Below are 20,515 nucleotides of genomic sequence, written 5' to 3' on the forward strand. Positions count from 1 at the left end.
GGGTCAGCCGCTGTGCCGCAGCCCCGGTGGAACACCGCAACGCTGGGCGCCAACTCTCTGCCTCGTCAGCGAAGTTTATACGACGTGTGTTCACCAGGTGTTTCGGCTAGCCGTTCCGCGGATTGCCGACAAGGCGGAATCCAGACCCCTCCGAACGGTATTTTCGGTGCCTTTGTGCGGTGCCCGGCGCCGCGGCCTGGTATTCCGCCGTGAACACGGTAGGCCGGATCCGGACGGTCATTTAGCGGATCTCGACGGCTTTTCCTGCGACACCATGAGCCGGCCTCCGGTCCCGTCGGTATGCCCTCGGAATGTGCCAGCTCCTCCGTCTCCCGGAGCCTACCGGTTCCGGCGCACGTCCGAGGCGTTGTCGATCGGATTGCCGGGCATCATCGACCGTAGCGCGATCGCCGGGCCCACCGGGGAGCCCGGCGGACCGGGCGCTGCCGGAAGGCCCCGGACGGCCTGCCGGCCCGGGCCCGTCGACACGAGGAGGGACGCTCCGATGGGGGAGAAGGTTGCGGCGGGCGGCACCGGTCTCACCGACCGGCAACGCTATCGAAGAAAGCTGCACGAGTGTCTGACGGGATTGCAGAGGCTGCTGAACGAGAAGCGGTTCGACCGCCCCAAGAACCTGATGGGGCTGGAGATCGAATTGAATCTCGCCGGTCCCGACGGTATGCCGCGCATGATGAACTCGCAGGTTCTGGAGCGCATCGCGAGCCGCGATTTCCAGACCGAACTGGCCCAGTGCAACCTTGAAGTAAATATTCTTCCGCATCGGCTCTCCGGACGCGTCCTCGACCAGCTCGCCGAGGAACTGCGCACCGGGCTGGCCTATGCCGACCGCAAGGCCGCCGAAGTGGCCGCCCGCATCGTGATGATCGGCATTCTGCCGACCCTGGCCGCCGAGGACCTGGTCGCCTCCAACCTCTCGGAGATCGACCGTTACGTCCTGCTCAACGACCAGATGCGGGCCGCGCGCGGCGAGGACTTCCAGATCGACCTGGAGGGCGTCGAGCGGCTGGTCTCCTCCTCGGCCTCCATCGCGCCCGAGGCCGCGTGCACCTCGGTGCAACTGCACCTCCAGGTCACCCCGAACCGCTTCCCCGCCGTCTGGAACGCGGCCCAGGCCATCGCCGCCGTCCAGATCGCGGTCGGCGCCAACTCGCCGTTCGTCTTCGGCCGCGAACTGTGGCGCGAATCGCGCCCGCCGGTCTTCCAGCAGGCCACCGACGTCCGGCCGCCCGAGCTGCGGGCCCAGGGCGTACGTCCGCGCACCTGGTTCGGGGAACGCTGGATCGACGCCCCGTACGACCTGTTCGAGGAGAACCTGCGGTTCTTCCCGCCCCTGCTGCCCATCCACGCGGACGAGGACCCCCTCGCCGTCCTGGACGACGGCGGCATCCCGAGCCTGGCGGAACTGGTGCTGCACAACGGCACCGTCTACCGCTGGAACCGCCCGGTGTACGGCGTGGCGGACGGCGTCCCGCACCTCAGGGTCGAGAACCGGGTCCTGCCCGCGGGCCCCACCGTCACCGACGTCATCGCCAACACGGCCTTCTACTACGGGCTGGTGCGGACGCTGGCCGAGGAGCCGCGGCCGGTGTGGACCCGTATGCCGTTCGCCGCGGCCGCCGAGAACTTCGACACCGCGTGCCGCCGCGGCATCGACGCCGTACTGAAGTGGCCCCGCGGCCGCTCCGGCGGCCTCGGCGAAGTCTCCGCCGTACGCCTGGTACGCCAGGAACTGCTGCCCATGGCCGCGGCCGGCCTGAACGCCTGGGGCGTCGAACCGGTCGACCGCGACCACTACCTCGGCGTGATCGAAGCGCGCTGCCGCCGCCGCGTCAACGGAGCGTCCTGGCAGGTCGCGGCGTACCACCACGCGCTCGGACGCGGCCTGGACCGCGGCGCGGCGCTGGCGGCGATGACCCAGCGCTACAGCGAGCTGATGCACTCGGGGGAGCCGGTCCACGCCTGGCCCGTCGAGTGGACCGCCGCGCCGGTGGCGGGGGTGAGGGGGCAGGGCTGAAGGGACAGGGGTCTTCGGTCTCGACGTCGTCGAGGCGGTAACCAGCGACGGTCGTCATGGCGTCGGGCTGGTCCGGGACGGTGCCGCGGTCTGCGACGGCCGGGTGGGTTCCGGCGGGCCCGGCGCCGTACGCGTTCCGCGGACGCGCGGAGCCACCGTCGGCGTGCTTCAGGCGGGCCGGGCGGCCCGGCGGGGGCGGCGTCGGGCAAGCTAAGACGTCCTGGTCGTGACGTTTTCGTCGTGACGTCTTACGCGGTACGGAACTGGAGGCAGCTGTGCAGTCGGACGCGAGTCCCGTGACCGGTGCGGAATCCCCTGGCCGGAAGCGGCGGGACCCGGGCGAGGGGCGGGACGGCGGCGTGGACGGCGGCCTGGACGGTGGCCTGGGCGGTGGCCCGGAAGGGCGGCCGGACGGTGGGCTCTCGCTACGGATCCTGCGCGGCGAGACGGTGCTGGTCCTGGCGCTCTCGCTCGGCGCCAGCGGCGTCTCCGCGCTCATCAGCTTCATCGGGGCGCTGACCAGGCCCGGCGGTCTCAAGGACCAGGCCGCGATGCTGAACTCCTCGCACGCGCCGGGGCGCCCCTGGCTCGACCTCGCCTGGCAGCTGTTCGGTATCGCCACCGCGCTCGTCCCCGTCGCGCTGGTGGCGCATCTGCTGATCCGGGAGCGGGTCGGCGGCCTCCGGGCGGTGGGTTTCGACGGACGCCGGCCCGGGTTCGACATGAGCCGCGGCGCCGGCGTGGCGGCGGTCATCGGCGGCAGCGGTCTGCTGCTCTACCTCGGCGCGCGGGCGGCCGGCTTCAACCTGACGGTGGTGCCGGAGGGGCTGCCCGACGTGTGGTGGAAGTTCCCGGTGCTGATCGCCTCGGCGGTGCAGAACGCCGTCGTCGAGGAGGTCATCGTCGTCGGCTACCTGCTGCGGCGGCTGGGGCAGCTGCGGTGGACCCCGGTGGCCGCGCTGGCGGCGAGTGCGGTGCTGCGTGGCTCGTACCACCTCTACCAGGGCATCGGCGGGTTCGTCGGGAACATGGTGATGGGCGTGATCTTCGTCCTGCTGTACCGGCGCTGGGGGCGGGTCGGCCCGCTGGTCGCCGCGCACGCGCTGATCGACATCGTGGCGTTCCTCGGATACGCGCTGCTGGCGGGGAAGGTGGGGTGGCTGCCCACGGTGTGACGGGCGGGCCCGCCCCGGGTCCACGGCAGGGTCCACCCGGGTCCACGGCAGGGTCCACCCGGGCCCACGGCAGGGTCCACCCGGGCCCACGGCATGGTTCGCCCGAGTGCCGCGGCCGGGCGAGCCCGCCCGTGACCCGGCTCAGGGCGCGGTGAGCAGTTCGCCGTCGATGACGGTGACGGCCGAGCCGGTGAGCAGCGTACGGTCGTCGCGCAGTGCGGTCCGTACGAGACCGGTGCGGCGGGCGGGGCCCTGGAGGCCGGTGAGTTCGGCGCGGCCCAGCCTGGCCGACCAGAACGGCGCCAGCGCGGTGTGCGCGCTGCCCGTCACCGGGTCCTCGTCGATGCCCACGGCCGGGAAGAAGCAGCGGCTGACGAAGTCGTAACCGCTGTCGGAGGCGTCGGCCGCCGCGGTGGCGATCACCCCGCGGCCGCCGGGCGAGGCGAGGGTCCGCAGGTCCGGCTCCAGGGCCCGTACGGCCTTCTCGTCGGCCAGTTCGACGAGGAGGTCGCCGAGGTTCTCGCCGGTGTCGTACGCACCGAGGATCTCCACGCCCAGTGACGCGGCGACGGCCGGCGGTACCTCGACCGCCGTCAACGGGGCCGTCGGGAAGTCCATGGTGACCGTGCCGCTGTCGTCGGCCGTCGTGATCAGTACGCCGCTGCGGGTCTTGAAGCGGACCGTGCCGGTGGCGGTCCCGGTGGTGTGCAGGACGTGCGCGGTGGCCAGGGTGGCATGACCGCACATGTTCACCTCGGCGGCCGGGGTGAGCCAGCGCAGCGCCCAGTCGGCGTCACCGCCCGCGGGCAGCGGGTGGGCGAAGGCGGTCTCCGAGAGATTGACCTCGGCGGCCACCCGCTGGAGCCAGGCGTCGTCGGGGAAGCCGTCGGCGTCGAACAGGACGACACCGGCGGGGTTGCCGCCGAAGGGGCGGTCGGTGAAGGCGTCAACGATACGAATCCTCATGGCCTGGAGCTTAGGAGTCCACCTCGCGCACGACCAAGGCCAATCGGATGAGAGTGGACTCTTTTTCGGGCCGTCGTGGGTCACGTCGGGGCCATGGCGAAAGAAGTGGACATCTCGCAGGAGGAGGCGATAGGTGCCAGTCGGAAGGAGCCGCCAGTCGGAAGGAGCCGCCAGTCCCCGTCAGCCGAATCGCTGTCGCCCGCCCCCTCTTGGGCTCAGGGCGCGACGAGCGGTTCAGCCTCGTACACGCGGTGCAGCAGCGCCAGGAAGCCGGGTGCGTCCGGCAAGGGAGCCGGACCGATCCGGTGTACGGCCACGCCAGGCGTCCATGAGTTCATGACCACTCCGCCGGCCAGCGCGGGCAGGTCGGCGAGCGTGACCTCCTGGACGCGCTGGGGGACACCGAGTCCGTCCAGCTGCCGCCGGACGATGCCCATCGTGGTGCCGCCCAGCATCTCGGCCTCGGGCCACACCACCGAAGTGCCGTCCCAGAAGGCGAGGTTCCAGATGGACGCCTCGCTGAGCCGGCCGCGGCGGTCGACGAAGGCGGCGTCGTCGAAACCCTGCCTCACGGCCTCCCGGAGGAAGTACGTCTTGCCCACCTCGCCCACGTGCTTCACGGCCGGAAGGGTCCTTTCGTGCTCGACCGTCGCCAGCGTCAGCGGCCCCTGCGGCCCGGACGCGGCCGGGCCCGTACGGACCAGAACCTCGGGCTCCACCTCGGCCCCCGCCACGGTGAATTCGCCCGCCGGCGAGTACACGGTGGCCGTCAGCGACAGGTCGGCCGGTCCCGCCTCCAGCGCTGTCCTCAGGTAGCCCCGTATCCGGTCCTCGGCCACCGCCCGGCCGAACATCTTCTCCGAGGCGGTCCGCAGCCGCTCCAGGTGGAGGTCGAGCCCCCGGACCCGGCCCCCGCGCACCTGCATGGCGGTGAAGTGGGCGTAGCCCGCGAAGGCGAGCGGCGCCAGGTCCCCGGCCGTCGCCGCCCGGCCGTCACGTTGGACAATGAAAGAGGTCATGACATCACTCCAGCTCGTACGGGGAAGCGCTCGTACAGGAACAGGGGCTGGCGGCAGCGGCCCGCCGTCCGGATCATGGACAGCGGGCGCGGAATGCCGGCCCTGTGGGGGACGTTAAGGCCTCACATCAGTGAGAAGGTCAATCGCGAATGGGGCGGGGCAGTGGGGCGGGGCACATGCTGATCGGGGAGTTGTCCCGGCGGACCGGAGTCAGTACGCGGCTGCTGCGGTATTACGAGGCGCAGGGCCTGCTGAACGCCGAGCGCGGCACGAACGGGTACCGCTGCTACGACGAGGACACGGTGGTCACCGTGCGCCAGGTCCGCGCCCTCCTGGACGCGGGGCTGACCACCGAGGTGATCCGCGCCGTGCTGCCGTGTGCCCGGGGCGAGCAGCCGGAGTTCGAGATGTGCGTGGACGTTCGAACCGTCCTGAACCGGGTACTTGCTGACACCGACGAACGCATCGGCGACCTCCAGCGCAGCCGTAGCGCCCTCGTGGGGTACTTGGAGGCGAAGTCCTGACCCGTGGGGGCGCCGGCGGGGCGGCGCCCTTCAGGGCTCGACGGGGGGCGGGGCCGGGGCCGGGGTCGTTCGGGGCCGGTCACTGGTGCTGCGGCAACTGCGGCAACTGCGGCAACTGCGGCAATCCGGGGCATCGTACGGATGGGGGTGCGGATGCAGTGGCGTACGCGACATCCCCTTCCCGATCGGATGGTCGGGCGTCTCCGCTGGGCGCGTCGGGCCTTCGTCGCCTTCTTCCTGCTCGAAGCGGTTTCGTTCGCGTTGACTCTGACTGAGGAGCAGCCGAGCGCCTGGACCCTGACGTGGACGGGCATCGGCACGGTCTACTTCCCTCTCCTGTTCCTCATGACTCACCGGCTCCTGCGCAAGGACAGCAGGGCGCGAGCGTCCCGAGCGTCGCGAGAGGACTGATGGCGGCCTGCGGCCGGCCGTCGGGGTCTGCTCCCGGCCGTGGCCGGTCTCGGGCACCGGACGCGCCACTCGACGTCCGCCTTCTCGCCCCTCCCTGGCACTCGCTGCCGTAGGCGACGGACAAAGACACGCCGACCTCGGGCATTGCCATCCGAACAGTCCCGATATATCGTTGAAGCATCGCGAACGATCAAAGTGATGTCGCGATTGATCAAAGATACCGCCACGAGAAGGAAGGAGCGCCTGATGCGTTCCCATGGACACGAGCACCACGGACACGGCCGACGCGGTGGCCGCGGCGAGTATGAAGGGCGGTTCGAGGAGCGGCGAGCCGCGTTCGGGCCGTTCGGGCCGCCTTTCGGCGGGCCGTCGTTCGGCGGCCGGGGCCGCGGCGGGCCGCGTGGCCGGGCGCGGCGGGGCGACGTACGCGCCTCGATCCTGGCCCTGCTGAAGGACCGGCCGATGCACGGTTACGAGATGATCCAGGAGATCGCCGAGCGCAGCGGCGGGGCCTGGAAGCCGAGCCCCGGCTCGGTGTACCCCACCCTCCAGCTCCTGGAGGACGAGGGGCTGATCAGCAGTGCGAGCGAGGGCGGCAAGAAGCTCTTCTCGCTGACCGAGGCCGGACGTACGGAGGCGGAGAACGTCGCCGACGCGCCCTGGGAGGAAGCCGGCCGCGGCGTCGACTGGGAGGCCATGAACGAGATCCGCAAGGCGGGTGGCGGCCTGGTCGAGGCGTTCCGGCAGGTGTGGGCCACCGGTACGCCGGAGCAGCGGGAGAAGGCCATCTCGGTGGTCAACAAGGCCCGCAAGGAGCTGTACCTGATCCTCGCCGAGGACGAGTGAGCCGCTCGCCGTCGCACGCGGGGGGCTGAGGCGCGACGATGACGGGTGAGTTCCGCAGGGCCGTGACCGGGGCACCGGGTCACGGCCCTTTTGCGTCCGGGCGGACCGGTGCCCGTTCCGGAGGTTTGGGGTGGTGGTGTGTGTCCTACTCGGTGTCGGGGGCGGTGCGTCGTCTCTCCTTCGCAAGGATGAGATTCCGGAAAGGCGTGCCCAACCACGGGCGGATGCGCAAATGCTTCCCGCCGGGGATGTTCCGGACGTCAGCTGCTGGTGGGGTGGGGACTGTGCAAAACCGTACTGCGTACAACAGTGGAGGGGGCTCGCCACGCGAGGACCTCGAAACGCGGCTCACCGTGGAGCTCGCGTCGGTGGTCTCCGCCGCCCGCAGGCGTGCCACGCGGGACGGTGACCGGCAGGTGGACACGGCCCACCTGCTGCACGGACTTCTGGAGTCGGACCCGTCGGTGCGGGCGGTGTTCGACGGCGGGGCGCAGATCGCCCGGCTGCTCGGCTATCTCGTCCAGCGCAGCATCGGGTACGGCCTCCAGTGGCACGGCACCGTCGAGGATTCCGGCGCGGTCCCGATGGTGACCGAAGGGGTCGTACCGGGCTGGTCGCCTGCCGCGGCCGCCGCCCTGGACGGCGCACTCGACCGCGCGCACGCCCGGTACGCGACCCATGCCGCCTGCCTCGACCTGCTCGCGGCCCTCGTGGACGATCCCGAGTCGCGCGCGGTCGAGGTGCTGCGTCGGGCCGCGGTCGACACGGAACAGCTGGCGGCCCGGCTGGACGGGGACCGCTCCGGCCAGGAATGACAGGCGCAACGGGGGTGACGCTGCTGACGGCTCCTGTCATGATGTGCCGATGCGCGCGTCTACGGGGAGTGCAGCGGACCCGGGGGCCGGTGGGAATCTGGGCGAGCCGGGGCAGACGGGGAAGCCAGGGGAGCCGGGGGCTTCGCGGGGCTTGAAGGTCTCGCGAGCCTCGCAGAGCTCGCAGACTCCGTGGGCTCCGGGTTGCCCGAGAAAGTCCTGGGAGGCGGAACGGCGGGCGAGCGGCGGTCCGACCGGCGGGAGCCGGAAGGTCGGGCTCACCCTGGCGCTGATCTCCGCGTTCGCCTTCGGCGGTTCGGGTGTGGCCGCCAAACCCCTGATCACAGCCGGCCTCGAACCCCTGCACGTCACCTGGCTGCGGGTCGCGGGCGCCGCGCTCGTCATGCTGCCCGTCGCCTGGCGCCACCGGCGACTGCCGCTGCGCCGCCCCGCCCTTCTCGCGGGCTTCGGTCTGCTCGCCGTCGCCGGCGTCCAGGCGTGCTACTTCGCGGCGCTCTCGCGCATCCCCGTAGGGGTCGCGCTGCTCATCGAATACCTCGCGCCCGCGCTGGTGCTCGGCTGGGTGCGGTTCGTCCAGCGCAAGCCGGTCACGCGGGCCGCGGCGGTCGGCGTCGTCCTGGCCGTCGGCGGGCTGGCGTGTGTGGTGGAGGTGTGGTCCGGCCTCCGTCTCGATCCGGTCGGACTCGCGCTGGCTCTCGGCGCCGCCTGCTGCCAGGTCGGATACTTCGTGCTCTCCGACCACGGGAGCGACGGTGCGGACGCGGCGGACCCGCTGGGTGTGATCGCATACGGGCTGCTGATCGGCGCGGCCGTGCTGACCGTGGTCGCGCGCCCTTGGGAGACGGACTGGCCGGTGCTCGGCGGCAGCGCCTACCTGGACGGGACCCGGGTGCCCGCCGTAGTGCTGCTCGTGTGGATCGTGCTGGTCGCCACCGTGCTGGCGTACGTCACCGGTGTCCTGTCGGTGCGTCGGCTGTCGCCGCAGGTGGCGGGGGTGGTGGCGTGTCTGGAGGCGGTGATCGCGACCGTACTGGCGTGGGTGCTGCTCGGCGAGCACCTCACCGTGCCGCAGGTCGTGGGGGGACTGGTGGTCCTGGCCGGGGCGTTCGTCGCGCAGGCGGCGACTCCGAGGGCGACCTCAGAGGCGATCCCGAAGACGGCTCTGAAGACGACTCCGAAGGTGGGGCAGGCGGGTCGGGCGGGTCGGACGGACGAGAGTGACGAGGGTGGGGGCGGGGGAGACGCGTCGCCTGTACGGGCGGGGGAGTCCCGATGAGCGGGTCCGCATCGTGCGGGACCACATCTGACACGTCCGCATCGGGCGGCGACGCATCGCGTGACCGACACGGCTGACGCACCCGAGGGCGGCACTTCCGGACTAGACGAAGACGGCCGGGGCTCGTCGGCCGGCCGGCGCGCCTCCTAAGGTGCCGATCATGCGCTTGGCTGTGCTGCCCTTCCCGCCGCGTAGCGCGGCCGCCTCCCTCCTCTTCGGCAGCAGTGGCCTCGGCCGTCCGGCACTCACCTTCTGGCGTACCGTCGGAGGCACTTGGGCGAGGCACTGACGGCGGGCACGGCCGTCGACGTGTGTGCTGCTCATGGCCGTGGCGGGACTGGCCGTGGCCGAGGCACGGGGAGCGGTGGCGGCCCGTACGGGGCGGGCGGGGCGGCGGTGGTGCGCTGAACGGCTCAGGCCGGGCCGGGCGGGGCCCGGCTCGCGGAGGGGCGACCTGGCCCCTGGCTTTCGACCCGGCCTCCGCCATCGGGCGCCCGGCTGCCTGTTGAACACGGGCCGTCGGCTGTGCCGGTCCGCCGGTCCGCAGGACCGTCAGCCGCGGTCGGCCGCAAGCCGTCGCAGCTGATGGGTGCGGGCCTGGGCGTCGCGGGGTGCGGCCCGCTCGGCCAGGCGCTCCGAGATGCGCCGCTGTACGGTCCCGCTCCGCTTGCCCGCGTACTTGAACTTGGCCCGTACGTCCGTGACTTCCAGCCGCAGCCCCCGGATGCCGGGGAGCTGGCGTCCGTACGGCGGGCCGTCCGCGGTGACCGGCGCCGACCCGCCCTCGGGCTGGAAGTGCCCGACCTGCCGCGCCAGCAGCGCGGCCTTCTCCTGCGGGTCGTCCACGACGTGGGCCGTGCAGGTGAGCTGGACGGCGGTGTAGAAGCTGGTGGGGACGCCGTGCTCGGGCGGTTCCTCCTCGGCGGCCTGCCACGGCCCCGGTATGAACACGTAGTCGTCCACGACACTGAGCAGGACGGCCGGGGCGGTCTCCAGTGCGTGCCATATCGGGTTGGGGCGGGCGAGGTGGGTGACGGCTTCGCGGCGGGCCGGGTCGTAGGCGAAGTGCAGGGGCTGGACGAGGGGCGGGGAGCCGGGCGGTCCGTTGACGGCGAGCTGGCCGAAGTCGTGGCCGGCCAGCCAGTCCTGCCACTCGGTGTCGTCGGTGGGCGCGTCCCAGGGGTGGATCAGCATGCGCTCCTCCTTCAGCGGGCCGAGAGGTAGGCGGGTTCCGCGATGTCCGGCGCGAGGTCGTCGGCCGGGACGGGAGTCCCGTACCGGGGGGCGACCGGCAGGACGCCGCTCCAGTGGGGGAGGGCGAGGTCCGCGGGCTCGTCGTTCGGGCCGCCGGTGCGGATCTTGGCGGAGACCTCGTCCAGGTCGAGGCGGATGACGGCGGTGGCGGCCAGCTCCTTGGCGTTCGCCGGCCGGGAGTCGGCGGCCCGGCCCGGCACGACCTGGTCGACCAGCGTGTCGAGCGCGGCCGTCTTCTCGTCGTGGTCGGTGACCTGGTGGGCGGTGCCGTGGACGACGACGCTGCGGTAGTTGATCGAGTGGTGGAAGGCCGACTTGGCCAGGACCAGACCGTCGACATGGGTGACGGTGACGCACACGGGCAGGCCGGGGTCGGCCGTCTCGCCGGCCATGCGCAGCGGGCGCGAACCGGTCGAGCCGTGCAGGTAGAGGCGGTGGCCGACGCGGCCGTAGAGCGTGGGCAGGACGACGGGGGCGCCGTCGCGGACGAAACCGAGGTGGCACAGGTAACCGGCGTCAAGGATGGCGTGCACGGTCTCGTGGTCGTAGGCGGCGCGCTCGCGGGCGCGGGTCGGTACGGTGCGCTCCGTCCGGGTGAAGGACAGTTCCTTGGGCGCCTGGGGCATTGCGTACTCCATTGCACTAGTGCATAATTTGTTTTGTGCTAGGAGAGTATCGGATCGAAGGGCGGCGCGCATCGGAAATTGCCGCCAGCGTCGAGCGAGCCGTCGGTGCGGGCGAGCTCCAACCGGGCGAAGTCCTGCCCCCGATGCGGGAGTTGGCCGTCTATCTGGAGGTCAATCCCAACACGGTGGCGTCCGCGTACCGGACGCTGCGGGACCGGGGGGTGATCGAGACCGCGGGCCGCCGCGGCAGCCGGGTGCGTCCGCGGCCGGCCAGTACGGTCCGCGAGGCGGTGCTGGGGCCCCTGCCGCCCGGCGTGCGCGACGCGGCCGCGGGGAATCCCGACCCCGCGCTGCTGCCCGCCCTCGGGCGGGCGCTGGCCGCGGCCGCCGCCCGCAGCGCGGAGCGCCCGACGCTGTACGGGGCCCCTGCCGTCACCACGGAGCTGGAGCGGATGGCCCGCGCCGCCTTCGAGGCCGACGGGGTGCCGAGCGGCTCGATCGCCGTCACCTCCGGGGCGCTGGACGCGATAGAACGGGTGCTCGGTGTGCATCTGCGCCCCGGTGACACGGTCGCGGTCGAAGACCCGGGCTGGGGGAGTTTGCTGGACCTGATTCCCGGCCTCGGGCTGCGGGCCGCTCCGGTCGCGGTGGACGACGAAGGGCCGCTGCCCGAGCAGGTCGGCCGGGCGGTGCGCGACGGCGCCCGCGCCCTGGTCGTCACGGACCGGGCGCAGAACCCGACGGGTGCCGTGCTCAGCGCCGCCCGGTCCCGGGAGCTGCGCGAGGTCTTGGCGGACCATCGGGACGTGCTGCTGGTGGAGGACGATCACGGCCACGACATCGTCGACCTCCCGCTGCATCCGCTCGCGGGCGCCACGGACCACTGGGCGCTGGTCCGTTCCACGGCCAAGGCGTACGGCCCCGACCTGCGGCTCGCCGTGCTGACCGGGGACGCCGTGACGGTGGACCGGGTGCGCGGGCGCCAGCGGCTCGGACCCGGCTGGGTGAGTCACCTCCTGCAGGACGCGGTGGTGCACCTGTGGCGTACGGGAGCGGTCGACCCGAAGACCGTCGCGGACGCCTACGGCAGACGCCGGAACTCGCTGATCGACGCCTTGGCGGCCCGCGGCATCCGGGCACGGGGGCGCAGCGGGATGAACGTATGGATTCCGGTGCCCGACGAAACCGGCGCGGTCGCCCGGCTGTTGCACGCGGGCTGGGCCGTCGCGCCCGGAGCGCGCTTCCGTATGGACTCGCCGCCCGGCATACGCATCACCATCGCGGGCCTCGCGGAGGAGGAACTGCCGACACTGGCGGACGTCGTCGCTTCCGCCGTCGAACCGCAGGAGGCGCGCCGTTACGACTGAGATGTTCGCCGGAGCGGGGGAGGAGGGAGAGCGGGGCAGAGCTGCGGCCACGGGGCGGCCGTGAGGGCCGGCTGACGGGGCACCGCATTTTGGCAGGCGCTCACAGACTGTCTGACCGACTGGCCGACTGACCGACCGGCTGGCCGACTGGCCGACCGGCTGGTTGATTCGCCGATCGGCCGACTGCCGGACTGGCCGACTGGTGAATTGCCGTTCGGTCGACTGCCGGACCGGCTGATCGACCGACTGGCTGAAGGAGGGGGAACGGTGCTGGTTACGATCGCACGATGCCTGATCAGAGCTTTCTTGTCCGTGGTCCGCGGGTGGCTGTCCGGCGGATCTCCTTTGAGGACCGGGAGGAGATCGCGGCCCTCACCCGCGAGAGCGCCGCACTGCACCACCCGTGGATCCCCGCGCGGGACACCACGGAGGAGGCGTTCCGCGCGTACGTCGCCAAGTTCGACCAGCCCACCCATGAGGGTTTCGTGGTGTGCCTCCGGGAGGGCGGTGCGATCGTCGGCGGCGTCAACATCAACAACATCGTGCGGGGCGGCATCCAGAGCGGAGCCCTCGGCTACGTCGCCTACGCGTCCACCACCGGGCACGGCTATATGACCGAAGGGCTCCGCCTCGTCGTCCGGTACGCCTTCACCGAGCTGGGGCTGCACCGGCTGGAAGCCAACATCCAGCCCGGCAACGTCTCCTCCGTCCGGCTCGTCGAGCGGCTGGGGTTCCGGCTGGAGGGCCACTCCCCGCGCTTTCAGTACGTGGACGGCGCGTGGCGCGACCACGAACGGTGGGCGGTGACGGCCGAGATGACCGAGCAGGCCATTGGGTCAGACCCTCGCTAGTGCTGTGACCGGGAAGGTTTGCCGGGTTGTCGGTTGTGCTAGTCGGGTGTGAGGACGCCGACTGGCATGGGAGGCGGGTATGGCTTTACCGGTCAAGGTCCGCAGGCTGACTGAGCAGGAAGGACAGAAGCTCCAGCACGTCGTTCGGCGGGGCAGCACGAACTCTGTGCGATTTCGGCGGGCGATGATGCTCCTGGCCTCGGCCGGCGGCAGCACGGTCCCAGTGATCGCGCACCTGGTCCAGGCGGACGAGGACACCGTCCGTGACGTGATCCACCGCTTCAACGAGATCGGGCTCGCATGCCTGGACCCTCAGTGGACGGGAGGCCGTCCCCGCCTGCTGAGCGGTGACGACGAGGACTTCGTCGTCCGGACGGCCGCCACCCGCCCCACTGTGCTGGGCAAGCCCTTCACCCGCTGGTCGATCCGCAAACTCGCCGATCACCTGCGCCGCGACGCCGCCAGGCCCGTCCGGATCGGCCGGGAGACACTGCGCTGCCTGCTGGCCCGCCGGGGGATCTCCTTCCAGCGCACCAAGACCTGGAAGGAGTCCCCGGACCCGACATTCGACGCCAAGCTGGAACACATCGAGTACGCGCTCAATGAGCGCGCGGACCGCACGTTCGCGTTCGACGAGTTCGGGCCGCTGGGCATCCGCCCCACTGCCGGCTCCTGCTGGGCCGGACGCGGCAGGCCCGAGCGGCTGCCGGCCACGTTCCGCCGCACCCACGGCATCACCTACTTCCACGGCTGCTACTCGGTCGGCGACGACAAACTGTGGGGCGTCAACCGCAAGCGCAAAGGCATCGACCACACCTGGGCCGCCCTGCGGTCGATCCGCGCGGCCCGCCCCGACGGCGCCCCGGTCTACGTGATCCTCGACAACCTCTCCGCCCACCTGAACTGGCGCATCCGCAGGTGGGCAGCCCGCAAGAACGTCGAGCTGTGCTTCACCCCGACCTATGCGTCGTGGGCCAACCCCATCGAGGCCCACTTCGGGCCCCTGCGGCAGTTCACCCTCGCCAACTCCGACCATCCAAACCACACCGTCCAGACCAGAGCCCTGCACGCCTACCTGCGCTGGCGCAACCAGCACACCCGTCACCCCGACATCCTCGCCGCCCAACGACGCGAACGCGCCCGCATCCGCAGCGAAAAAGGCGTCCGCTGGGGCGGCAGACCATCGCCTGCCGCGACCTGACCACCAACCCGGCAAACCTTCCCGGTCACAGCACTAGGTGGTACGGCGGGGCCGGCTCTGGGTCAGTGCGGCGCCTGCCAGGATGATCAGTGCGCCGACGGGAGTGTTCCAGCTGAGCTGCTCGCCGAGCAGGGCCACACCGGCCGTGGTGGCGATCACGGGGACGAAGTAGGTGACCATCTGGGCGGTGGTGGGGCCCACCTCAGCCACCAACCCGTACTGCAACAAGAAGGCGAAACCGGTGCCCAGGGCGCCGAGCGCGGCGACGGCGAGGAGGGGGACGACAGGGTAGGCGGTCGGGGCGGAGGTGAAGAGCGCGGTCACCAGGCCGACCTGGGCGGTGGCGAGGAGCATCTGGGTGCCGGAGAGGGCGACGTTGGAGGCCTTGGCACCGGCCAGGGTGCGCCGGACGTAGATCCAGCCGACGGGGTAGCTCAGTGATGCGCCCAGGGCCATCGCGGTGCCCGTCGGGTCCGTTCCGGAGAAACCCTGCCAGGCGCCGAGCACGGTCAGTACGCCCAGGAAGCCGAGGCCCAGGCCCGCGACGCGACGGCGGGTGGGCCGGTCCTCGGAGAGGGCGACCAGGGAGAGGGCCATGCCCCACAGCGGGGAGCTGGCGTTGCAGATGCCGGCCAGGGTGGAGGGGATGGTCAGCTCGGCGTAGGCGAAGAGGGAGAAGGGGAGGGTGTTGAGGAAGAACGCGGCGACCGTCAGATGACCCCAGGTCCGCGCGGAACGGGGCAGTCGCTCCCGCTTGGCGACCAGTACGGCGACGAGCACCGCCGCACCGCTCGCCACGCGGCCGAAGGTGACGTGCAGGGGCGCGTACCCCTGTGTGCCGACCTTGATGAAGAGGAAGCTGAAGCCCCAGACCAGGCACAGGATGCCGAACCGCAGGCGCCAGTCGAGGGCGCGGCGTGTCCTGCCCCGGTGCGCGGCGGTTCGGGGTGAAGTCGTGGGACAAGCCGGGGCGGTACCGAGGGTGGTTCGAGAGTGGGGTGGGGGTGACGGTGGCGAGGGAGTTGCAGTTGTTTCGGAAGGGGCGGCGGTGCTCATGCGACTACGATGCGGCTCCATAATTTCGTAGCACAAGCGAGTTTTCGTAGGGGGTATCGCTTAGCATTGCTTACATGTTGAACCTTGATCGGTTGCGGACGCTGAGCGCGGTGGCCCGGCACGGTTCGGTGAGTGCGGCGGCGGACGGGCTGCATGTGACGACATCCGCCGTCTCGCAGCAGCTCGCCAAGCTGGAGCGGGAGACAGGTCAGCAGCTCCTGGCCAAGAACGGGCGCGGCGTGCGGCTGACCGACGCCGGCCGGCTGCTGGCGGACCATGCCGTACGGATTCTCTCGCAGGTCGAGCTGGCCCAGGCGGAGCTGGAGGCCCACCGCGGTCAGGCCGTCGGCGAACTGCGGCTCGGTGCCTTCCCTACCGCGGCACGCGGGCTGTTCCCCGCCGCGCTGGCCGGTCTCCGCGCCGAGCACCCCCAACTCCGCCCGCTGCTGCGGGAGATGGAGCCCGAGGCCTCGGTGCGGTGCGTGGTGCGCGGCGACATCGACCTGGGTGTCGTGCTGGACTGGCACAATCGGCCGCTGTCGCTCCCCGAAGGGCTGGCGAAGGTGCCGATCCTGAACGACCCGGCCGACGTCGCGATGCCGGCCGATCATCCGCTGGCGCACCGCGACTCGGTCGAACTGGCAGAGCTGGCCGACGACGAGTGGGTCTCCTGGCCACAAGGCGAGTTCTGTCACGACTGGCTGATGTTCACCCTGCGCAGCCAGGGGATCGAGCCGCGCATCGCGCACATGGTGGAGGAGCACCACACCCAACTGGCGCTGATCGGAGCCGGACTGGGCGTCGCGGTGGCGCCCCGGCTGGGGCGCGGGCCGGTGCCGGCGGGGGTGCGCGTGGTGCCCGTACGCCACACGATGCGGCGGCACGTCTACGCGATCTGGCGCGCCGACGCCGACCGGAGGCCGTCCATCCGTGCCGCGGTCGCCGCGTTGCGCGCGGCGGGCGAGGAGATCGAAGGGCGCTGACGGCTTCGGGCGGCCCGTAGTTTCCTCGTGGTCGGGCCGCGTCGGCTACCGGAGGTCTTCTTCCGGGAGTAGGGGTGGGGCGGCGGCTGCTGGCCGGTCGGTTGGCGGTGGCGCGTCGGCCTGTAACAGGAGGGGCGATGTGCCGAAACCGTGTCGCGCGTAAGCACGGACCGCCTGGACGCTGGAGTGGACTGTCACGCGTTCACGCGTTCAAGTCCCTGCTCGCGAGCCAGTTCCAGTACTGCGTCGATGAGCCGCCCGCCCAGGCCTCCTTCCCGCTCGTGCGGTACGACGTACACGCACTGCACATCACCCGATGCCCGCTCCAGCGCGCGTGGGCTCGGTACACGCCGGGTGACCGCCAGACACGCCATGCCGATGACGACGTCGCCACGGACCATGACCAGACAGTGGTGCGAGGATGCGTTCTCCTGCGACCACGCCACGAAATGACGCACGAACGCATCGCGCGGGGTGACGGGCGGCGCCTCGTCGGTCTCCTGCACCCACTGCCATCGGAGTGCGGCGACGGCCTCAAGATCGTCCGGGCGGGCGGGGCGGATGTGGAGGGTTTTCGTGAGGTGGGGGGCCATGGGGTCATGGTGAGGCAAGGGCCGCGTCGCGTCACTGGGATGCGGGAGGCGGGACGATGCCCTGGATCAGCCCCAGTTCCAGCAAGTCCTGCGGACGTATCCGGAGTTGGTCGGCCGTGTCGCGTACCGCGTCCGCGTCGCGCTTGAGGATGGCGGCGGCGGCTTCCGGGGCGATGACGGAGAAGTAGCTGTCCGGCGTCGCCCACAGCCGGCCCGGTGCGGCCAGCGCCAGTGCCCCGCCGGAACCGCCCTCCCCGATCAGCAGTGAGGTGACGGGCGTACGGACCGAGGCCAGCGCGGCGAAGACGTCAGCGATGGCGGCGCCCGCGCCGGCGCGTTCCGCGGCCGCGTCGTTGGCCGCGCCCGGCGTGTCGATGAGGGTGAGCACCGGTATGCCGAGCCGGTCCGCCAGCCGGATCAGCCGGGCGGCCGTACGGAAGCCCGCGGGGCGCACGGCCGTGCCGCACTGGGCGGCGAACGCGACCGTGCGCCCGTCGTGCCGGCCGAATCCGCAGCGTATGCCCGAGTCGGTGCCGCCGCAGCGGTCGCCGCTGATCTCCTCGCGCCAGTCGAAGTACGCCTCCAGATACGCCACGGCGCGCGGACGCCGCGCATCGCGGGCCGAACGCACGGCCTCCCACCCGGACGCCGGGAGTTCGGCGGTGCCGAGCGCGTACGGGGGTGGGGCGTCGGCTGTGACGGGGAGCGCTGCGCCGGGGACGACTCCGGCTGGGTCCGCTGCGCCGGGGGCCGCTCCGGCCGGGTTTGCCGACGCGGGGGCTGCTTCGGTCGGGTTTGTCGCGGCGGGGGCCACTCCGGCAGGGTCTGTCGAGGCAAGGGCCGCTTCGGTCGGGTCTGTCGCGGCGGGGGCTGCTCCGGCCGGGCCTGCCGCGCCGGGGGCCGCTCCGGCCGGCTCTGTCGCGGCGGGTACCGCTCCGGCAGCGGCTGCTCCGGCGGCCACGTCCTGGCCCGCTGTCGCGCCCGTCGTCGCACCCGCTGTCGCGTCCGCCGCCGTTGCCGCGCGCGGCGACACGTCCGCCGCCGCTGCCCCGTACGGCGACACAACCCCCGCCGCTGCCCCATCGCCTCCCGGCGACAGCAGTCGCAGCCAGCGGCCGAGCACCGTGCGCACCTCGTCCGGCGGGACGACGGCGTCGGCCTGTCCGGCCGCCACCTGGCCCTCGGCGCTGTACGCGTACGGGTCGGCGTCCGCCGGCCGTACGCGTGAGCCCGCGAAGCCGACCTGTGCGCCCGGCAGCGCGAGCACGACATCCGCACCCGCGCCGAGCGTCGCCCATCCGCCGCCGGTCGTCGGATCGCGGAGGACGGCGATCTGGGGGAGCCGCGCGGCCCGGTTCAGCGCGGAGCGGCCGGCCACCCGCTGGAGCTGGGTCAGGGCCCGCATGCCCTCCTGCATCCGGCTGCCGCCCGTGGCGATCAGGGACACGACCGGCAGGCGCAGCTCCCGGGCGCGGTCCCAGGCGGACACCAGCCGATCACCCGTACGCTCCCCGAGGGAGCCGCCGAGGAAGCCGAACTCGAAGGAGACCAGGACGGTCTCCACCCCGGCGACACGGGCGGTGCCGCAGACTACGGACTCGCTCTCCCCGGTCCGCTCCCGTGCCCGCTGCCGCGCGGAGCCGTAGCCGTCCCAGCCGAGCGGCCCGTTGTCGTACGGCACCATGGCCGCCGGCTCGGCCCCCGGTGCCGACGCCGCACTCCACTCTGCCCGCTCCGCCTCCGGCGCGGCAAACTCCGAGAAGTCGTCCGTCACCACGGCGATCGCCTCGCGCGCGGACCAGCGCGGCGACGGCCCGGCGGGGGCGGGCCGCCCGCCCGCGCCCCCGCTGCCGACGTCAGCGCCGCCCACCTCACCGGGCCCGCTCCCCGGTCCCTCGCTACGCACGGAGGTCCCGTTTCAGCACCTTGCCCATGTCGTTGCGGGGCAGGGCTTCGAGGAAATGGACCACGCGCGGGCGCTTGTGGGGTGCCAGCTGCCGGGCCACGTGGTCGATCAGCTCGGTGCCGGACGGTACGGCGACGCCCTCGGCCGCCGGCGCCGGCACGATCCAGGCGACGATCCGCTCGCCCAAGTCCTCGTCCGGCTCGCCCGTCACGGCGGCCTCGCCGACGCCCGGGTGCTCCAGCAGGGCGTTCTCGATCTCACCCGCGCCGATCTTGTAGCCGCCGCTCTTGATGAGGTCGGTGGCCTTGCGGCCCACGATGCGGTAGTTGCCCGCCGCGTCGCGGGTGGCCATGTCGCCGGTACGGAACCAGCCGCCGTCGAAGGCCGCGGCGGTGGCGTCCGGGCGGTTGAGGTACTCGACGAACAGGTTGGGGCCGCGGACTTGGATCTCGCCGACCGTCTCGCCGTCGCTCGCCTCGACGGCCTGGCCGGACTCGTCGACGAGCCGGACGTACACACCGGGCAGCGGCACGCCGACGCTGCCCGGCGCGGGCTCGCCGTCCGCCCGCACACTCGTGTTCATCAGCGTCTCGGTCATGCCGTACCGCTCGATGACGCGGCATCCGGCGGCCGCGGCGAGCCGCTCGTGGTCCGTACGCGGCAGTGCGGCCGAGCCGGACACCAGGAGGCGGGCCCGGCCCAGGGCCTTGGCGAGCGCGGGATTCTCGCCCGCTTCGACGGCCAGGCGGTGGTACATCGTCGGTACGCCGAACAGCATCGTACCGTCCGCGGTCAGCTCCCGGACGACGCCCTCGGTGCTGAACCGGCCCAGGTGGTGCACGCTGCCGCCGCGCCGCAGCGGCCCGAGGACACCCAGCACGAGGCCGTGCACGTGGAACAGCGGCAGACCGTGCACGAGGACGTCGTCGGCGGTCCACTGCCACACCTCCGCCAGCGCGTCCAGTGTGTGCGCGAGCGCCCGGCGGGGGAGCACAACGCCCTTGGGCGGGCCCGTCGTGCCGGAGGTGTAGACGATGAGGGCGGCGGTCTCGGGACCCGGCTCGTACGGGAGGGGCGGCACCTCCTCGTCGGCGGTGGCGGGATCGACGTCGAGGCGGGGCAGGGCGGCCAGCGCGCCGGGCAGCTCGGCGTCCGGCTCGGCCAGGACGAGCGTCGGCCCGCTGTCCGACACGATGTGCGCCAGCTCGCTCTCGCCGATCTTCGGGTTGACGGGCACCGCGGGCACCCCGGCGAGCAGCGCGGCCACCACGGCGACCGCGGTCTCCAGGGTGGGCGTGGCCCAGACCGCCACCCGGATCTCGCCGTCGAGGCGCTCGGCCAGCCGGCCCGCCACCGCGGCCAACTGGCGGTAACTGAGCGCCCGCTCACCGAAGCGCAGCGCGGGCTGCGGCGACGCGTCGCTCAGCGCCGGAAAGAGCACGTTCACCAGGTCTCCCTCGTTCTGTTCGTCGCACGTCGGTGCCGCCCCGGACCTGCTGGAACGGGCCGACCCCACCACTGTGTCAGAGACCACCGACAATGCGGTCGGGCGCCGCCGCGCGGGAGTGCGGCCGGCCCGTCGCACCGGGTGCC

18 protein-coding genes are annotated in these 20,515 nt (G+C 72.3%); 10 read left to right on the forward strand and 8 right to left on the reverse strand.

Going from position 1 to position 20,515, the window contains the following annotated elements; genetic code table 11:
* Positions 1–505 precede the first annotated feature (505 nt).
* Positions 506–2,035, forward strand: a complete 1,530-nt coding sequence (locus OEIGOIKO_RS36445) for a glutamate-cysteine ligase family protein (RefSeq protein WP_125057613.1) — start codon at positions 506–508, stop codon at positions 2,033–2,035.
* Between the two features lie 371 nt (positions 2,036–2,406).
* Positions 2,407–3,210: a CPBP family intramembrane glutamic endopeptidase gene (locus OEIGOIKO_RS36450; RefSeq protein WP_125059430.1), complete on the forward strand. Its 804-nt coding sequence runs from the start codon at positions 2,407–2,409 to the stop codon at positions 3,208–3,210.
* Positions 3,211–3,351: 141 nt separating this feature from the next.
* On the opposite strand, the gene OEIGOIKO_RS36455 is transcribed toward OEIGOIKO_RS36450, so the two are convergent.
* Entirely contained in the window at positions 3,352–4,176 is an 825-nt protein-coding gene (locus tag OEIGOIKO_RS36455) for a PhzF family phenazine biosynthesis protein (protein ID WP_125057614.1), read from the reverse strand.
* A gap of 215 nt (positions 4,177–4,391) precedes the next feature.
* Positions 4,392–5,195: an aminotransferase class IV family protein gene (locus tag OEIGOIKO_RS36460; protein ID WP_125057615.1), complete on the reverse strand. Its 804-nt coding sequence runs from the start codon at positions 5,193–5,195 to the stop codon at positions 4,392–4,394.
* Positions 5,196–5,371: 176 nt separating this feature from the next.
* Between OEIGOIKO_RS36460 and OEIGOIKO_RS36465 the strand changes: the two genes are divergently transcribed.
* The 4 genes from OEIGOIKO_RS36465 to OEIGOIKO_RS36480 all read left to right on the forward strand — a co-directional run bounded on the left by OEIGOIKO_RS36465 (position 5,372) and on the right by OEIGOIKO_RS36480 (position 9,085).
* Positions 5,372–5,719 carry a MerR family transcriptional regulator gene (locus OEIGOIKO_RS36465; protein WP_125057616.1) on the forward strand — a complete coding sequence of 116 codons (348 nt, stop codon included), beginning with the start codon at positions 5,372–5,374 and terminating at the stop codon, positions 5,717–5,719.
* Positions 5,720–6,376: 657 nt separating this feature from the next.
* Entirely contained in the window at positions 6,377–6,976 is a 600-nt protein-coding gene (locus OEIGOIKO_RS36470) for a PadR family transcriptional regulator (protein ID WP_125057617.1), read from the forward strand.
* A gap of 284 nt (positions 6,977–7,260) precedes the next feature.
* Positions 7,261–7,791: a Clp protease N-terminal domain-containing protein gene (locus OEIGOIKO_RS36475; protein ID WP_125057618.1), complete on the forward strand. Its 531-nt coding sequence runs from the start codon at positions 7,261–7,263 to the stop codon at positions 7,789–7,791.
* 286 nt (positions 7,792–8,077) lie between these two features.
* Positions 8,078–9,085 (forward strand): EamA family transporter, encoded by a 1,008-nt coding sequence (locus OEIGOIKO_RS36480; protein WP_125059433.1) that lies wholly within the window; start codon positions 8,078–8,080, stop codon positions 9,083–9,085.
* Positions 9,086–9,637: 552 nt separating this feature from the next.
* Here the strand turns inward: OEIGOIKO_RS36480 and OEIGOIKO_RS36485 are convergent.
* Both OEIGOIKO_RS36485 and OEIGOIKO_RS36490 read right to left on the reverse strand, forming a co-directional pair.
* Complete coding sequence (locus OEIGOIKO_RS36485; RefSeq protein WP_125057619.1) at positions 9,638–10,279, reverse strand: FMN-binding negative transcriptional regulator; 642 nt, start codon at positions 10,277–10,279, stop codon at positions 9,638–9,640.
* An 11-nt stretch (positions 10,280–10,290) separates the two neighbouring features.
* Positions 10,291–10,965, reverse strand: coding sequence for a pyridoxamine 5'-phosphate oxidase family protein (locus tag OEIGOIKO_RS36490; RefSeq protein WP_125057620.1), 675 nt, complete (start codon positions 10,963–10,965; stop codon positions 10,291–10,293).
* 35 nt (positions 10,966–11,000) lie between these two features.
* Here OEIGOIKO_RS36490 and OEIGOIKO_RS36495 point away from each other — a divergent pair, with 35 nt between their 5' ends.
* The 3 genes from OEIGOIKO_RS36495 to OEIGOIKO_RS36505 all read left to right on the forward strand — a co-directional run bounded on the left by OEIGOIKO_RS36495 (position 11,001) and on the right by OEIGOIKO_RS36505 (position 14,384).
* Positions 11,001–12,332, forward strand: coding sequence for an aminotransferase class I/II-fold pyridoxal phosphate-dependent enzyme (locus tag OEIGOIKO_RS36495; protein WP_125057621.1), 1,332 nt, complete (start codon positions 11,001–11,003; stop codon positions 12,330–12,332).
* Positions 12,333–12,619: 287 nt separating this feature from the next.
* Positions 12,620–13,183 (forward strand): GNAT family N-acetyltransferase, encoded by a 564-nt coding sequence (locus OEIGOIKO_RS36500; RefSeq protein ID WP_125057622.1) that lies wholly within the window; start codon positions 12,620–12,622, stop codon positions 13,181–13,183.
* 79 nt (positions 13,184–13,262) lie between these two features.
* Positions 13,263–14,384 (forward strand): IS630 family transposase, encoded by a 1,122-nt coding sequence (locus OEIGOIKO_RS36505; RefSeq protein ID WP_125051381.1) that lies wholly within the window; start codon positions 13,263–13,265, stop codon positions 14,382–14,384.
* 33 nt (positions 14,385–14,417) lie between these two features.
* On the opposite strand, the gene OEIGOIKO_RS36510 is transcribed toward OEIGOIKO_RS36505, so the two are convergent.
* Positions 14,418–15,440, reverse strand: coding sequence for a DMT family transporter (locus tag OEIGOIKO_RS36510; RefSeq protein WP_125057623.1), 1,023 nt, complete (start codon positions 15,438–15,440; stop codon positions 14,418–14,420).
* A 74-nt stretch (positions 15,441–15,514) separates the two neighbouring features.
* Here OEIGOIKO_RS36510 and OEIGOIKO_RS36515 point away from each other — a divergent pair, with 74 nt between their 5' ends.
* Entirely contained in the window at positions 15,515–16,423 is a 909-nt protein-coding gene (locus OEIGOIKO_RS36515; RefSeq protein WP_125057624.1) for a LysR family transcriptional regulator, read from the forward strand.
* 194 nt (positions 16,424–16,617) lie between these two features.
* Here OEIGOIKO_RS36515 and OEIGOIKO_RS36520 read toward each other — a convergent pair whose 3' ends face one another.
* From OEIGOIKO_RS36520 to OEIGOIKO_RS36530, 3 genes are all read right to left on the reverse strand, one after another.
* Complete coding sequence (locus OEIGOIKO_RS36520; RefSeq protein ID WP_246177775.1) at positions 16,618–17,016, reverse strand: GNAT family N-acetyltransferase; 399 nt, start codon at positions 17,014–17,016, stop codon at positions 16,618–16,620.
* 31 nt (positions 17,017–17,047) lie between these two features.
* Positions 17,048–18,799: a carboxyl transferase domain-containing protein gene (locus tag OEIGOIKO_RS36525; protein WP_281288445.1), complete on the reverse strand. Its 1,752-nt coding sequence runs from the start codon at positions 18,797–18,799 to the stop codon at positions 17,048–17,050.
* Between the two features lie 115 nt (positions 18,800–18,914).
* Positions 18,915–20,369, reverse strand: coding sequence for an acyl-CoA synthetase (locus OEIGOIKO_RS36530; protein WP_125057626.1), 1,455 nt, complete (start codon positions 20,367–20,369; stop codon positions 18,915–18,917).
* Between the last annotated feature and the right edge of the window lie 146 nt (positions 20,370–20,515).

This window comes from Streptomyces paromomycinus, assembly GCF_003865155.1.
GTDB lineage: Bacteria > Actinomycetota > Actinomycetes > Streptomycetales > Streptomycetaceae > Streptomyces > Streptomyces chrestomyceticus.

Excerpts from the sequence above, each read along its gene's own strand:
- OEIGOIKO_RS36470 (WP_125057617.1), top strand. The coding sequence starts at position 6,377 with ATGCGTTCCCATGGACACGAGCACCACGGACACGGCCGACGCGGTGGC.
- OEIGOIKO_RS36485 (WP_125057619.1), bottom strand. The coding sequence starts at position 10,279 with ATGCTGATCCACCCCTGGGACGCGCCCACCGACGACACCGAGTGGCAG.
- OEIGOIKO_RS36500 (WP_125057622.1), top strand. The coding sequence starts at position 12,620 with ATGCCTGATCAGAGCTTTCTTGTCCGTGGTCCGCGGGTGGCTGTCCGG.
- OEIGOIKO_RS36445 (WP_125057613.1), top strand. The coding sequence starts at position 506 with ATGGGGGAGAAGGTTGCGGCGGGCGGCACCGGTCTCACCGACCGGCAA.
- OEIGOIKO_RS36510 (WP_125057623.1), bottom strand. The coding sequence starts at position 15,440 with ATGAGCACCGCCGCCCCTTCCGAAACAACTGCAACTCCCTCGCCACCG.
- OEIGOIKO_RS36455 (WP_125057614.1), bottom strand. The coding sequence starts at position 4,176 with ATGAGGATTCGTATCGTTGACGCCTTCACCGACCGCCCCTTCGGCGGC.
- OEIGOIKO_RS36490 (WP_125057620.1), bottom strand. The coding sequence starts at position 10,965 with ATGCCCCAGGCGCCCAAGGAACTGTCCTTCACCCGGACGGAGCGCACC.
- OEIGOIKO_RS36465 (WP_125057616.1), top strand. The coding sequence starts at position 5,372 with ATGCTGATCGGGGAGTTGTCCCGGCGGACCGGAGTCAGTACGCGGCTG.
- OEIGOIKO_RS36460 (WP_125057615.1), bottom strand. The coding sequence starts at position 5,195 with ATGACCTCTTTCATTGTCCAACGTGACGGCCGGGCGGCGACGGCCGGG.
- OEIGOIKO_RS36520 (WP_246177775.1), bottom strand. The coding sequence starts at position 17,016 with ATGGCCCCCCACCTCACGAAAACCCTCCACATCCGCCCCGCCCGCCCG.
- OEIGOIKO_RS36515 (WP_125057624.1), top strand. The coding sequence starts at position 15,515 with ATGTTGAACCTTGATCGGTTGCGGACGCTGAGCGCGGTGGCCCGGCAC.
- OEIGOIKO_RS36505 (WP_125051381.1), top strand. The coding sequence starts at position 13,263 with ATGGCTTTACCGGTCAAGGTCCGCAGGCTGACTGAGCAGGAAGGACAG.